Raw genomic sequence first — 13768 nt, forward strand, 5'->3', positions numbered from 1 at the left:
TCCATTACCTCCCGAAATTTCCAGGAGTGATCCATGCGAACCCAGAGCCGACGGAGGCCGCGAGCCACGCTCGCCCTGGCCGCCGCAGGGACGCTGCTCGCCCCGCTGCTCTCCGGCTGCTGGGTCGGCGCGGGCGGGACCGGTTCCGGCGGCGACTCCATCAACGTCCTGATGGTCAACAACCCGCAGATGACCGAGTTGCAGAAGCTGACCGCCGCTCACTTCACCGAGGAGACCGGCATCGAGGTCAACTTCACGGTCCTGCCCGAGAACGACGTGCGCGACAAGATCAGCCAGGACTTCGCCAACCAGGCCGGCCAGTACGACGTCGCCACGCTCTCCAACTACGAGATACCCATCTACGCCCGCAACGGCTGGCTGCACGAGATGAACCCGTACGTCGCCGAGGACGCCGCGTACGACGAGCAGGACGTCCTGCCGCCCATGCGCCGGTCCCTGACCGCCTCCGACGGCAAGCTCTACGGTCAGCCCTTCTACGGCGAGTCGTCCTTCCTGATGTACCGCAAGGACGTGTTCGCGGCGGAGGGCCTGACGATGCCGGCGCATCCGACCTGGGCGCAGGTCGCCGACCTCGCGGCCCGGGCGGACGGCGCCCGGCCCGGCATGAAGGGCATCTGCCTGCGCGGACTGCCTGGCTGGGGCGAGATGATCGCGCCGCTGACCACGGTGGTGAACACCTTCGGCGGCACCTGGTTCGACAAGAACTGGCAGGCACGCCTCGACTCCCCCGAGTTCAAGAAGGCGACGAAGTTCTATGTCGACCTGGTACGGGAGCACGGCGAATCCGGCGCCGCCCAGTCGGGCTTCGCCGAATGCCTCAACAACATGACCCAGGGCAAGGTCGCCATGTGGTACGACGCCACCTCCGCGGCCGGCCTGCTGGAGGCGAAGGGTTCCCCGGTCAAGGGCAAGCTCGGCTACGCGCCCGCTCCCGTCGAGAAGACCCCGTCCTCCGGCTGGCTCTACACCTGGGCCTGGGGCATCCAGAAGGCCTCCCGCAATCCGGACAAGGCCTGGAAGTTCGTGTCCTGGGCGTCCGGCAAGGAGTACGAGCACCTGGTCGGCGAGACCAGCGGCTGGTCCGACGTCCCGGCGGGCAAGCGGGCGTCGACGTACACGAACGCCGAGTACCGCAAGACGGCCGCCGCCTTCCAGGACATGACGAGGGAGGCCATCGAGACCGCCCGGCCCGACGACCCCGGCGTGCAGCCGCGCCCCGCGCCCGGCATCCAGTTCGTCGGCATCCCCGAGTTCACCGATCTCGGCACCAAGGTCTCCCAGGAGATCAGCGCGGCCGTCGCCGGACGCCAGTCCGTCGACGCGGCCCTGGAGAAGTCCCAGCAGCTCGCCGAGAAGATCTCCGAGGAGTACGAGGGACGATGACCGCGACGACAGCCCCCTTGACGACCGCACCGGAACGCGCCACGCGGCCACCCTCCGCCCGCCTGCGCGCCTGGGCCACCCGGGCCCCCCTCATGCCCGCCCTCCTGTTCATGATCGCCGTGACCCAGCTGCCGTTCGTGGCCACGCTGGTGATCTCCTTCTTCGACTGGAACGCGCTCTACCCCCAGGCCCGCCGCTTCACCGGCCTCGACAACTACCGCCAGGTGCTGACCGACGCGGACCTGCGCCACTCGGTGTGGACGACCGTGCTGCTCACGGCGACGGTGGTCCTGGCCAGCCTGGTCCTCGGCCTGGTCCTCGCCCTCCTGCTGGACCGCCGGTTCCCCGGCCGGGGCGTCGTGCGCACCCTGCTGATCGCACCGTTCCTCGTCGTCCCCGTCGCCGCCGCCCTGCTCTGGAAGCACGTCCTCTACAACCCCGAGTACGGCCTGTTCAACGGCCTGCTGCACTACGCCGGCGGTCCCCGGCCCGACTGGATCTCCGGCACGCCGCTGCTCGCGGTCGAGGCCTCCCTGGTGTGGCAGTGGACGCCGTTCATGATGCTGATCCTGCTCGCCGGTCTGCAGAGCCGTGACCCCGAGCAGATCGAGGCCGCCCGGGTGGACGGCGCGAACGACTGGCAGGTCTTCCGCCATCTGACGCTCCCGCACCTGCGCCGCTACCTCGAACTGGGCGCTCTGCTCGGCTCGGTCCACGTCGTGCAGAACTTCGACGCGGTCTTCACGATCACCTCCGGCGGCCTCGGCACCGCCAACCTGCCCTACACCGTCTACCAGAGCTTCTACCAGGCCCATGAGAACGGCCTCGCCTCGGCCGCCGGCGTCCTGGTCGTCATCGGCTCGATCGTCATCGCGACCTTCGCCCTGCGCGTGGTGTCGTCCCTGTTCCGCGAGGAGGTGTCCCGCGCATGAGCCTCATCGCCGTACGCGCCAGGAAGCACCGGGGCCTGGGCCTCGGCCTGGCGGCCTGGCTGGTCGGCATCGCCTTCTTCCTGCCCATCGCCTGGATGGCACTGACGTCCTTCCATTCCGAGGCGGACGCGGCGACCAGCCCGCCGTCCTTCGCCGCGTCGCTGACCCTCGACGGCTACCGCGAGTTCTTCGGGACGGGCGGTGGCGCCAGTCCCTGGCCGGCGCTCGTCAACTCCGCCGTGGCGTCGGTGGCCTCGACGGTCCTCGTCCTGCTGCTGGCGCTGCCGGCGGCCTACGCGCTGTCGATCCGGCGGGTGCGGAAGTGGACCGACGTCCTGTTCTTCTTCCTGTCCACGAAGATGCTGCCGGTGGTGGCCGGGCTGCTGCCGGTCTACCTCTTCGCGAAGAACACCGGGACGCTCGACAACATCTGGCTCCTGGTCGTCCTCTACACCTCCATGAACCTGCCGATCGCGGTGTGGATGATGCAGTCGTTCCTCGCCGAGGTGCCGGTGGCGGTCATCGAGGCGGCGCAGATCGACGGTGCCCGCCTGCCGACGGTCCTCGCGCGCGTGGTCGCCCCCATCGCCCTGCCCGGCATCGCCGCCACCGCCCTGATCTGCTTCATCTTCAGCTGGAACGAGCTGCTGTTCGCCCGGGTCCTGACGGGCGTGGTCGCCGAGACCGCCCCCGTCTTCCTGACCGGCTTCATCACCAGCCAGGGCCTGTTCCTGGCCAAGGTGTGCGCCGCGTCGCTCGTCATCTCCCTGCCGGTGCTCGCCGCGGGGTTCGCCGCCCAGGACAAGCTGGTCCAGGGCCTGTCGTTGGGAGCCGTGAAATGAAGGCCGCCGTGATCGAGTCCGTGGGCCGCGCCGTCGTCGCCGAGGTCCCCGACCCCACGCCGGGGCCCCGCGAGGTCGTCGTCGAGGTCGCGGCGTGCGGTCTGTGCGGCACCGACCTGCACATCCTCAAGGGCGAGTTCGCGCCGAAGCTGCCCATCGTCCCCGGGCACGAGTTCGCCGGCACGGTGGCCGGCGTGGGCAGCCGGGTCACCGAGGTGGCGGCCGGCGACCGGGTGGCCGTGGATCCGTCCCTGTACTGCTACGAGTGCCGGTACTGCCGTACCGGTCACAACAACCTCTGCGAGCGCTGGGCCGCGATCGGCGTGACCACGGCGGGCGGTGCGGCACAGTACGCGGTCGCGCCGGTGGCCAACTGCGTGAAGCTGCCCGACCACGTGCGCACCGAGGACGCCGCCCTGGTGGAGCCGCTGTCGTGCGCGGTACGCGGCTACGACGTCCTGCGGTCCCGTCTGGGGGCCCACGTCCTGATCTACGGGTCGGGAACCATGGGCCTGATGATGCTGGAGCTGGCCAAGCGGACGGGCGCGGCCGGCGTGGACGTGGTCGACGTCAACCCGGCCCGCCTGGAGACGGCCCGCCGGCTCGGCGTCTCGGCGTCCGCGGCGAACGCCGACGAACTGGAGCGGCCGCAGGGCTGGGACGTGGTCGTGGACGCGACCGGCAACGCGGCCGCGATCCAGGACGGCCTGGACCGGGTGGCCAAGGCGGGCACGTTCCTGCAGTTCGGGGTGGCCGACTACGCGACGCGCGTCACCGTCGACCCGTACCGCATCTACAACCAGGAGATCACCATCACCGGCTCCATGGCGGTGCTGCACAGCTTCGAGCGGGCGGCCGAGCTGTTCGCGAACGGTGTCCTGGACCCCGACGTGTTCATCAGCGACCGGTTCCCGCTGGAGCGCTACCCCCAGGCGCTGGAGCAGTTCGCGGCGGGGGTGGGCCGGAAGATCGTGGTGGTGCCCTGAGCCGATCGGGGGGGCCGCTCGTCGGTAAGGGAACGGTAAAGCGGTGTCGTTCGTTCACCCGGCATGACAGCTATGACCCCAGGCTCGAACATCCCTCTGTCGGCCGCCCGCGTGACGGTGGACGTCTCCGCTCCGGTGCGGCTCGACGTGTCGGGCCTGCTGCTCACCGCCGACGGCAAGGTGCGCTCCGACGACGACTTCATCTTCTACAACCAGCCCGCCGGCCCGGGCGTGACGTACACCTCCGGCGGCGGCGCGGCACCGGACGCGATCACGGTGGACACCACCGCCGTGCCGCCGGACATCGAGAAGATCGTGGTCACGGCCAGCCCGGACGCGGCCGGCCAGACCTTCCAGGGCATCGAGCCGACCGCCACGATCCGGGACGCGGACGGTGGCACGCCCCTGGCGACGTTCACCCCGCCGCAACTCGGCACGGAGACCGCGCTGGTGGTCGTGGAGATCTACCGGCGCAACGGCCAGTGGAAGGCCCGCGCCGTCGGCCAGGGGTACGCCAACGGGCTGGCGGGCATCGCGACGGACTTCGGCGTGACGGTGGAGGAGCCCGCCGCGGCCCCTGCGGCCCCGCAGCAGCCGGCCGCGCCGCCGGCCCCCGCAGCGCCGCCGGCCCCGGCCGTCCAGGCCCCGGTCGCACCGCCCGCCCCGGCCGCCCCGCCGGCTCCGGTACCGGGCGCCGGGAAGATCAACCTGGACAAGGGCCGGGTGAGCCTGCAGAAGAACCAGACCGTTTCCCTGGTCAAGGGCGGCCGGCCGCTGCTGTCCCAGGTGCAGATGGGCCTCGGCTGGGAGCCCGCGTTCCGCGGCAAGGACATCGACCTGGACGCCTCGGTCATCGCCTACGGGCCGCAGCGCAACCACATCGACAGCTGCTACTTCGGCAAGCTGACGATCCTGAACGGCGCGATCAAGCACTCCGGCGACAACCTCACCGGTGAGGGCGGCGGTGACGACGAGGTGATCGTGGTCGACCTCGGCCGCCTGCCCCAGGACGTCACCGGTCTGGTCTTCACGGTCAACTCCTTCTCCGGGCAGAAGTTCACGGAGGTCGCCAAGGCGTACTGCCGCCTGGTCGACGCGGCGACGGGGGAGGAACTGGTCCGCTTCGACCTCACCGGCGCGGAGCCGCAGACGGGCGTGATGATGGCCAAGCTCATCCGTCAGTTCTCCGGCGAGTGGGACATGACGGCGATGGGCGAGTTCGTCAAGGCCCGCACCGTACGGAACATGGTGCAGCCGGGGGCTCGCGCCCTGTAGCCCACGGGTGCCGGAGCCGCGCCGGGGCCCGCCGTCGTGGCCGCGGCCGGCCGTCGGCTGCGGCACCGTGCGGGCCTCTCGCGCAGTTCCCCGCGCCCCCTGCGGCGCGTCCGCCGTCGACTGCGGCACCGTGCGGGAGTGCTCGTGCGGTTCCCCGCGCCCCTCGCGGGGCGCGAGCGGCTCCCTCAGGGGGTCCGCAGTCCCTCGGTCAGGAGGGCCAGGTAGCGGCGGATCCCCCGCTCCCCCGTGCCCGCCAGTTCCGCCGCCGAGGCCACTCCGTGCGCCAGACGCAGGACCTCGATCGGCTCCACGTCCCCCCGCAGCGTGCCCTCCGCCTGCGCCGCCTCCACCAGCCGGGTCACCGCGCCCTTCACCGTGGTCGCACACACCGTCGTCGCCGCCGCACCGCCGTCCGTCACGGCCGAGCCGAGCAGGGCCTTCATGCCCCGCACCTGCACGGTCCCGACGGCCAGCTCGTACAGCCACTCCAGCAGCGCCTCACCCGCCGGCAGCTCCTTCGCCAGTTCGCCGGCACGCGCCCCCAGCGCCTCCATCCGCTCCACGTAGGCCGCCTCCAGCAGCGCCTGCCGGGTCGGGAAGTGCCGGTAGAGCGTGCCGGAGCCGACGCCCGCCCGCTTGGCGATGTCGTCGAGCGACGCGTTCTCCCCGTGCTCGGCGAAGGCCTCGGCCGCCACCTTCAGCAGCCGCTCGTAATTGCGCCGGGCGTCCGCGCGCATGGGCCTGCCCTGCGTCATCCGCTCTCTCCTCGCGAACCGGGGACTCTCTCCGCACCATACCGAGCACGGAACGGAGACAGCCCCCGAGTACGGGCCCCTGCACGTCACCGCCGGACCCGGCGGACAGACGGCGGATCGCCGGCGGACAGCCGCCGGGTGGGCGGCAGCCCGTCGCCGCCGCGGTGGGACGGTCAGGTGAGCCAGGGCCAGTGGCCGTCCCGGCCGTTCTCCAGCAGCGGGACCATGCGGAAGCCGGCGTCCGAGAGCCCGCCGAAGGTGTGCCGGTTCCCGGTGCCGGACGGCCCGTGGCCCGCCCGGTAGCCCTCCAGGTTCCAGGTGTACACCGGGACACGGTCCGGGATCTGGGCGGTCGGCCCGCCGTTGCGGTGCGGGGCGTACTGCTCGTCGGTGACGATCAGCACCCGGTCGTGCTTCCGGTAGTGCCGGCGCACCGCCTCGGTCGTGTCGGTGCCGCCCAGGTCGCCGAAGCGCTCCAGGACCCGCAGCACCGACTCCCCCTTACGGAACGGCACCCGGTCGCTGGTCGAGCCGAACTGGACCAGGTCGGCGTCCGCCGCCCGCAGGGCCAGCGCCGTACCGAAGACCGCCGCCGCGTCCGCCCGGTTGAGCTGCGACCGCTGGGACACCTGTGACCAGAACATCGAGCCCGAGCGGTCCACCAGGACCAGCGTCCGGCCCGGCAGCGCGGGCACGTTGGCCAGCGAGTGGCCGAGTGCCTGCTCCAGCGGGTAGGACCAGCGCAGCGAGGGCGCGTGCTGGTAGGCCGCCAGGTAGCGGAACGGGAACTGCCGCGAACGGCGCACCTGCTCCGGGTCGCTGATCTTCGCCGCGACCTGTGCGGCGACCTCGTCCGAGACCCCGGCCTCGTCGAAGTTGCGCAGGTTGCGGACGAGTGCCATCGCGCCCATGGACGGGATCACGGCCTCCCAGGCCGCCTTGTCCATCGGCCCCTGCAGCCAGCCGGCCAGCGCCTCCCAGGTGATCCCGGCCGCCGCGAGCCGCTCGGCACCGCCGGGCGAGGTGACCACGGCCCGCCGCTGCGCCACGGGCAGCGCCATCAGCTCGCGGTGCGCGGTGAGCACCGGCAGCGCCGCGGGCGGCTCGGCGGTGTCCGGGTGGTGGCGCCGGTCGAGGGCGTACCGGAACAGCTCGCCCTGCCACGGCCGGTCCGGGTCCGGTGCCGCGTGCACGAGGTTGAGGATGTCGCCGAAGCGGTAGCCCTTGGACGCGGTGTCGTACTTCAGCAGCGACTTGGCGTGGTAGAGGCGTCGTACGGCGTCGGCGACACCGCGCTTGACCGGCTTGGGGATCGCGCGGCCGTACGTCGCCGTCCAGTACCCGAGCAGCTCGCCGGGCTCGTCCGGGCGCTGCAGCACCGAGTCCACGACCTGCCGGTTGGACGGGCCGCCGGTCGCGCCGGCCGCGAGGCGCGCGTGCACGTACTCGGCGGCGCCGACGATCGAGGCCGTGCGCATGTTCCCGTCACCGCGCAGCCAGCCGAGCAGGGCGGCCGTCCAGTCCGGGTCGCTGACGGCCAGGCCGCGCAGGAGACGGGTGAACCGGTCGTCGCGGTCCTCGGCGCGCTCGTAGAAGGTGCCCGTGGCGAAGTGGGACACGGCGAGCAGGAAAAGCTCGGAGCGCGCGTCACGCTCCTGGCCGCGGCCGCCCTCGTACGTACGCAGCACCCGCCCGGTCGAGGTGACCCGCGAAGTGGGCTGCGCGCGGGCGGACTTTCTGTTGAATCGCGCCATGGCGAATTCCCCCGAATTCACTGGAGTTTCGGAGGGAAGCACAGCACAAGGAGGGTGCCCGAGATCAGGAGTCGGCGACGGGACTTATCATCTGGCGCGTCTTCCTTTCCGCCACACCGGCCGCGAGCCGATGACGGGATTCGAACCCGCACCCCTGTTCCCAAGGACCAGATCCCTGAAGTATCCGCTGCCTGCGCACCGGGCACCCACCATGTGCTGCGCCTCCCGAGATCAGTTCGGCGGCGGTTCCGGATTCTCTTTGCAAAAGAAGTAACCGCAGCCTGCGCACCGGGAGGTGCATGAAGTTCGGTGTCCAGAGATCGAGGTCGGCGGAACCACGTGGTGCTCTGCCCCTGAGCTACACCGGCCTGTCGGAGCCGGTGGCGGGATTCGAACCCGCGGCCTCCCCATTAAGAGTGGAAGTAGGTCCTGCCTGTCGCACCTGGACGAGGACAACTCTAGGAGGGGGCCGCGGGACGAGCGAGCGAATTAATCACCGACCGGATATCAGTCGCACTTCTGACGCTTCCAGGGACCCGTGATGGCGAGCATGATGCCCGGGGTCTGGATGTTGGCGAACAGCGTGCGGCCGTCGGGGGAGAAGGTGACGCCGGTGAACTCGCTGAACTCCGGCTCCTCCTCGGTGCCGATGTTCAGCTCGTTGCGGGCGATCGGGTACGTGCGGCCGCTCTCGGTGGCGCCGAACAGGTGCTGGACGCCCTCGCCGTCCTCGGCGATGACCAGGCCGCCGTACGGGGAGACGGTGATGTTGTCCGGGCCGTCGAAGGCGCCGTCCTGGGACGGGTCGGTGTTCACGCCGAGCAGGACCTTCAGCGTCAGCGTGCGGCGCTTGGGGTCGTAGAACCAGACCTGGCCGTCGTGCTGGACCGGGCTCTCCTGGCGGGCGAAGGAGGAGACGATGTAGACACCGGCGTCGCCCCACCACATGCCCTCGAGCTTGCGGGCACGGGTGACCTGGCCGTCGGTGAACTGCTTGCGCACCGAGACGGTCTTGGCGTCACGGTCGGGGACGTCCACCCAGTCGACGCCGTAGACGGTGCCGATCCTGGTGGCGCGGGACAGGTCGTCCACGAACTTGCCGCCGGAGTCGAAGCACTTGAACGCCTGGAGCACGCCCGCGTCGTCGGCGAGGGTGCGCAGCTTGCCGCGGCCGTGGCGGAAGCCCTCCGGCGGGGTCCAGCGGTACAGCAGGCCGTTCGGGGTGTCCGCGTCCTCGGTCAGGTAGAGGTGACCGCGCTTGGGGTCGACGACGACGGCCTCGTGGGCGTAGCGGCCGAGCGCCTTGAGGGGCTTCGGGTCGCGGTTGGCCCGGCGGTCCTCGGGGTCGACCTCGAAGACGTAGCCGTGGTCCTTGGTCATGCCGTTCTTGCCGGCCTTGTCCTCGGTCTCCTCGCAGGTGAGCCAGGTGTCCCACGGCGTGCGGCCGCCCGCGCAGTTCTGCGAGGTGCCGGCGATGCCCACCCACTCGGCGACGTGACCGCGGCGGACCTCGACGACCGTGCAGCCACCGGAGGCGGCGGGGTCGTAGACCAGGCCCTCGGTCAGCGGCACCGGGTACTTCCAGTTGGCGCGCGGGCCCTTCAGCTCGTGGTTGTTGACGAGCAGGGTGGCGCCGCGGGGGCCGTCGAAGGTGGCCGTGCCGTCGTGGTTGGAGGGGGTGAACTCACCGGACTCCAGCTTGGTCCTGCCGCTGTAGGTGATGATCTCGTAGGTGAAGCCGGCGGGCAGGGCGAGGATGCCGTCCGGGTCGGCGATCAGCGGGCCGTAGCCGACACCGTGGTGGTGATGGTGGCCCCCGAGTGCGGACTCGGCCTCGGCGCCCTCGGTCTCCGTGGCTGCAAGGGCGTTCGGCGCGGTGGCGAGGGCGCCGACGCTGCCCGCCAGGGCGACCCCGGCACCGGTGATCGCGGATTTTCTGGCGAAGTCCCTGCGGGTGAGCGACATGGTGTCTCCTGTGACGACGGTGGAAGTGCCGTGGAGGGTGGGGGGCCTCGGTTCGGCGCACACGCTCCCGCCCACTGCTGAACGGGAGTTGAACACCGGGCTACCACCGAGGCTCCTGTTCCATGAATCCGTATGCACCGGACCATGACCACCAAAAACACCGTCACCTCGCGACACGGCTGTAGCCGGCCAGGCTCGCGGCCGGCCGGGGGACCGCGCCCGCCGCTCACCCGTCCGGCCGGCACCGCGCCCACCGCGTCTCCCGGAGCCGGAACCCGGCCCGCCGCTCCCCCGGGCCCGCGTGCCCGTGCGCCGCTCAGCCGCCCTGCTGCGACCGTGCCTTGAACGCCGCCTTCCGGGCCTCCTTGGCCACCTTCTTGTCCGGGTGCAGGCGTCCCATCGCCTCCAGCACGTCCGCGGTGGCGGGGTGGTCCACCCGCCAGGCCGCCGCGAAGAACCCGCTGTGCTGCGCGGCCAGCCCCTCCACCAGGGCCTGCAGTTCCTCCGAGTTGCCCTCGGCCTGGAGCTGTGCGGCCACCGTGTCGATGGTCAGCCAGAACACCATGTCCTGCGAGGGTGCCGGGACCCCGGCGGCGCCGCGCTCGCTCAGCCACACCCGGGCGAGCCCGCCCAGCTCGGGGTCGGCGAGGACCTCCCGCAGCGCGGGTTCCGCCTCGGTGCCCATCAGCGACAGCGCCTGCTGGCAGCGCAGCCTGCGCAACGGCGCACCGGCGTCCGCGCCGCGGGCCGCGGTCAGCAACTCCCGTGCGGAGGCGAGTGGTTCGCGGCGGGCGAGCCACTGCTCGGTCTCCGCGCGGGCGGCGGACTGCCCGAACCGGGCGGTGCCGTCGAGCAGGACGTCCGCGCCCTTGTCGGCCAGTTCACCGACGGCCGGCGCCGTGAACCCGGCGTCCAGCAGCCGCGCCCGCAGCCCGTACACGCCGAGCGGGGTGAGCCGGACCATGCCGTAGCGGGAGACGTCGGTGTCGTCCACCGGTGCGGCGGGCTCCTCGCCGGCGTCGCCCATCAGCCCTTCGTCGACCGGCTGGTACTCGACGAGCCCGACCGGCTCCAGCATCCGGAACTGGTCGTCCAGCCGCATCATCGCGTCGGACACCTGTTCCAGGACGTCGTTGGTGGGCTCGCCCATGTCGTCGGGCACGATCATGGAGGCGGCGAGGGCGGGCAGCGGGACGGCGTCACCCCCGGGGCCGTCCTCACTGGCGGTCAGCAGGTAGAGGTTGCCGAGGACGCCGTCGAGGAACTCCGCCTCGGCCTCCGGGTCCCAGTCGAGTGACGCGAAATCGACCTCGCCGCCCTCGTCCAGCGCGTCGACCAGGTCGTCCAGGTCGGGCACGCTCGCGTCGGCGACGACCGTCTCCAGCGCGCTGAGCCAGACGGTGAGCACGTCCCGCGGGGAGCCGCCGGTGAGCAGCGTCAGCTCCTCCCCCGCCCTGACGGTGCCGGCCTCCTCGTCCACGATCTCGACCAGACCGGCGTCCACGGCGACCCGCCAGGCCTCGCTGGCGTAGGCGGCCGCGTCGTCGCCGGCGAGGCCCAGCAGCTCCGCGGCGGCCGGCAACTGCTCCTCGGCCAGGCCGCCGCCGGCGTCCACGCGGGTGTCGGGCCCGGCCCAGCGGGCGAGGCGGGCGGCCCGGGACAGCAACGGCGTGGACAGCGCGGCGCGCGCCAGCTCCGCTTCGGGGTGCAGCCGTACGGGCGGCAGGGGGGAGCTGTCTGACATCGGCTGGTTCTCCTCGGACCGTGAACGGACTCAACCGCTCAGCCTAGACGGATTTCCACCCATGCCACCCGGTTCATCTCCCGGCAAGCGTCCGTACATGGCCGAAACCTTGACAACTCGTAGGGCCAGGCAGGAGATTGACGCGCGTAGAAGTTGGGGGGACAACTGTTCACTCGGCTCTATGCGTGTCACAGAGGGCTACGAGCCCCGCACGCTCCCGTACCACCCTCGTCCCGGCGCTCACGCACGTCCCCGGAGGGAACCCTTGCCGAGCAGGTCTTCCGCGCGCCTCGCCGCGCTCACCGTCGCCGCCGTCTGCAGCGCGGCGTCCGCCGTCGTCCTCACGTCCCCCGCGCACGCCGACTCGGTGCGCATCCACGACATCCAGGGCACGACCCGAATATCGCCGCTGGCCGGCCAGAAGGTGACCGACGTGGAGGGTGTCGTCACGGCCACGCGCACCTACGGCTCCTCCAAGGGCTTCTGGATCCAGGACGCGGCCCCGGACGACAACCCGGCCACCAGTGAGGGCGTGTTCGTCTTCACCGGCTCCGCCCCCAAGGCCGCGGTCGGCGACGCGGTGAAGGTGACCGGCACGGTCTCCGAGTACGTCCCGGGCGGCGCCTCGTCCGGCAACCAGTCGCTGACGGAGATCACCAAGCCGACCGTCACCACCGTCTCCACCGGCAACGCGGTCCCGGCGCCGGTCACCGTCGACGAGGACGCGGTGCCGGACGAGTACGCCCCGCAGGGCGACACGGCCGCCGCCGGCTCGGTCAACGGCCTGACCCTGGACCCCTCGGCGTACGCCCTGGACTACTACGAGTCCCTCGAGGGCATGAACGTCCAGGTCGAGGACGTCCGTGTGGTCACCGCGACCGACCCCTACAGCGAGCTGTGGGTCACGGTGAAGCCGTGGGAGCACCGCAGCCGCCGCGGCGGCACGGTGTACGGCTCCTACGAGTCCCAGAACACCGGCCGGCTGCAGGTCCAGTCGCTGGGCTCCACCGCCGACTTCCCCAAGGCGAACGTCGGCGACACGCTGGAGGGCACCACCACCGGCCCGCTGGACTTCAACCAGTTCGGCGGCTACACCCTCGTCGCGAGCAAGCTCGGCACGCTGGACAGCGCCGGCCTGGAGCGCGAGACGACGCAGAAGCAGTCGGGCCGTGAGCTGGCGGTGGCGACGTACAACGTCGAGAACCTCGACCCGTCGGACCCGACGTTCGACAAGCACGCCTCCGCGATCGTGAACAACCTGCAGTCGCCGGACATCGTGTCCCTGGAGGAGATCCAGGACAACAACGGCGCCAAGGACGACGGCACGGTCGACGCGGACCAGACCGTGCACAAGCTGATCGACGCGATCGTCGCGGCGGGCGGCCCCACGTACGACTGGCGCTCGGTCAACCCGGTCAACGACCAGGACGGCGGCGAGCCCGGCGGCAACATCCGCCAGGTGTTCCTGTTCAACCCGGAGCGGGTGTCCTTCGTGGACCGTCCCGGCGGCGACTCGACCACCGCGGTCGGCGTCACCAAGGTCCACGGCAAGGCCCGGCTGACGGCCTCCCCGGGCCGGATCGACCCGGCGAACGCGGCCTGGAAGAGCAGCCGCAAGCCGCTGGCCGGCGAGTTCGCCTTCCGCGGCAAGACGGTCTTCGTGATCGCCAACCACCTCAACTCCAAGGGTGGCGACCAGGGTCTGACCTCGCAGTACCAGCCGCCGGTGCGCAGCTCGGAGATCCAGCGGCACGCCCAGGCGACCGCGGTGAACGCGTTCGTCAAGGACATCCTGTCCGTGCAGAAGAACGCGGACGTCATCGCGCTCGGCGACATGAACGACTTCGAGTTCTCCGGCACCACGCAGATCCTCGAGGGTGACGGCGAGCTGTGGTCGGCGATCAAGTCGCTGCCGAAGCGCGAGCGTTACACCTACGACTACCAGGGCAACCAGCAGGTCCTGGACCAGATCCTGATCAGCCCGTCGATCCGGCGCGGCTGCGACTTCGAGTACGACAGCGTGCACATCAACTCGGAGTTCAGCGACCAGATCAGTGACCACGACCCGCAGGTGCTGCGGTTCCGTCCGTGACACGGCGGCGGGGCCGGCC

Annotated in this window: 10 protein-coding genes; 6 read left to right on the forward strand and 4 right to left on the reverse strand. The window is 71.3% G+C overall.

Annotated features, from left to right (window positions below):
* Nucleotides 1-33 precede the first annotated feature (33 nt).
* The 5 genes from JK359_RS31415 (at nt 34) to JK359_RS31435 (ending at nt 5439) form a co-directional block, all read left to right on the forward strand.
* The gene (locus JK359_RS31415) at nt 34-1404 is read left to right on the forward strand and encodes an ABC transporter substrate-binding protein (RefSeq protein WP_201842790.1); all 1371 of its coding nucleotides are present in this window, start codon (nt 34-36) and stop codon (nt 1402-1404) included.
* Nucleotides 1401-2336 (forward strand): carbohydrate ABC transporter permease, encoded by a 936-nt coding sequence (locus JK359_RS31420; RefSeq protein ID WP_201842791.1) that lies wholly within the window; start codon nt 1401-1403, stop codon nt 2334-2336. The genes JK359_RS31415 and JK359_RS31420 overlap by 4 nt, the downstream gene beginning before the upstream one ends.
* Nucleotides 2333-3178, forward strand: coding sequence for a carbohydrate ABC transporter permease (locus JK359_RS31425; RefSeq protein WP_201842792.1), 846 nt, complete (start codon nt 2333-2335; stop codon nt 3176-3178). Before JK359_RS31420 ends, JK359_RS31425 begins: the two co-directional genes overlap by 4 nt.
* Nucleotides 3175-4164: a zinc-dependent alcohol dehydrogenase family protein gene (locus JK359_RS31430; RefSeq protein WP_201842793.1), complete on the forward strand. Its 990-nt coding sequence runs from the start codon at nt 3175-3177 to the stop codon at nt 4162-4164. Before JK359_RS31425 ends, JK359_RS31430 begins: the two co-directional genes overlap by 4 nt.
* Before the next feature lie 72 nt (nt 4165-4236).
* Nucleotides 4237-5439: a TerD family protein gene (locus tag JK359_RS31435; RefSeq protein ID WP_201842797.1), complete on the forward strand. Its 1203-nt coding sequence runs from the start codon at nt 4237-4239 to the stop codon at nt 5437-5439.
* A gap of 185 nt (nt 5440-5624) precedes the next feature.
* Here the strand turns inward: JK359_RS31435 and JK359_RS31440 are convergent, their stop codons facing one another.
* The 4 genes from JK359_RS31440 to JK359_RS31455 all read right to left on the reverse strand — a co-directional run bounded on the left by JK359_RS31440 (nt 5625) and on the right by JK359_RS31455 (nt 11657).
* Nucleotides 5625-6194 (reverse strand): TetR/AcrR family transcriptional regulator, encoded by a 570-nt coding sequence (locus JK359_RS31440; RefSeq protein WP_201842800.1) that lies wholly within the window; start codon nt 6192-6194, stop codon nt 5625-5627.
* Nucleotides 6195-6367: 173 nt separating this feature from the next.
* Nucleotides 6368-7948 carry a TROVE domain-containing protein gene (locus tag JK359_RS31445; RefSeq protein WP_201842802.1) on the reverse strand — a complete coding sequence of 527 codons (1581 nt, stop codon included), beginning with the start codon at nt 7946-7948 and terminating at the stop codon, nt 6368-6370.
* A 507-nt stretch (nt 7949-8455) separates the two neighbouring features.
* Nucleotides 8456-9913, reverse strand: a complete 1458-nt coding sequence (locus tag JK359_RS31450) for an alkaline phosphatase PhoX (RefSeq protein WP_201842803.1) — start codon at nt 9911-9913, stop codon at nt 8456-8458.
* Nucleotides 9914-10229: 316 nt separating this feature from the next.
* A complete protein-coding gene (locus JK359_RS31455) occupies nt 10230-11657 on the reverse strand; it encodes a hypothetical protein (protein ID WP_201842804.1) in 1428 nt (475 codons plus the stop codon).
* Between the two features lie 265 nt (nt 11658-11922).
* Between JK359_RS31455 and JK359_RS31460 the strand changes: the two genes are divergently transcribed.
* Nucleotides 11923-13749 (forward strand): DUF8508 domain-containing protein, encoded by a 1827-nt coding sequence (locus JK359_RS31460; protein ID WP_201842805.1) that lies wholly within the window; start codon nt 11923-11925, stop codon nt 13747-13749.
* The last annotated feature ends 19 nt before the right edge of the window (nt 13750-13768 follow it).

This window comes from Streptomyces actinomycinicus (genome assembly GCF_016741775.1).
Taxonomy (GTDB): Bacteria; Actinomycetota; Actinomycetes; order Streptomycetales; family Streptomycetaceae; genus Streptomyces; species Streptomyces actinomycinicus.

Bases quoted from the DNA above. Each gene is read 5' to 3' on its own strand.
- JK359_RS31415 (WP_201842790.1), top strand. From the start codon at position 34: ATGCGAACCCAGAGCCGACGGAGGCCGCGAGCCACGCTCGCCCTGGCC.
- JK359_RS31420 (WP_201842791.1), top strand. From the start codon at position 1,401: ATGACCGCGACGACAGCCCCCTTGACGACCGCACCGGAACGCGCCACG.
- JK359_RS31425 (WP_201842792.1), top strand. From the start codon at position 2,333: ATGAGCCTCATCGCCGTACGCGCCAGGAAGCACCGGGGCCTGGGCCTC.
- JK359_RS31430 (WP_201842793.1), top strand. From the start codon at position 3,175: ATGAAGGCCGCCGTGATCGAGTCCGTGGGCCGCGCCGTCGTCGCCGAG.
- JK359_RS31435 (WP_201842797.1), top strand. From the start codon at position 4,237: ATGACCCCAGGCTCGAACATCCCTCTGTCGGCCGCCCGCGTGACGGTG.
- JK359_RS31440 (WP_201842800.1), bottom strand. From the start codon at position 6,194: ATGACGCAGGGCAGGCCCATGCGCGCGGACGCCCGGCGCAATTACGAG.
- JK359_RS31445 (WP_201842802.1), bottom strand. From the start codon at position 7,948: ATGGCGCGATTCAACAGAAAGTCCGCCCGCGCGCAGCCCACTTCGCGG.
- JK359_RS31450 (WP_201842803.1), bottom strand. From the start codon at position 9,913: ATGTCGCTCACCCGCAGGGACTTCGCCAGAAAATCCGCGATCACCGGT.
- JK359_RS31455 (WP_201842804.1), bottom strand. From the start codon at position 11,657: ATGTCAGACAGCTCCCCCCTGCCGCCCGTACGGCTGCACCCCGAAGCG.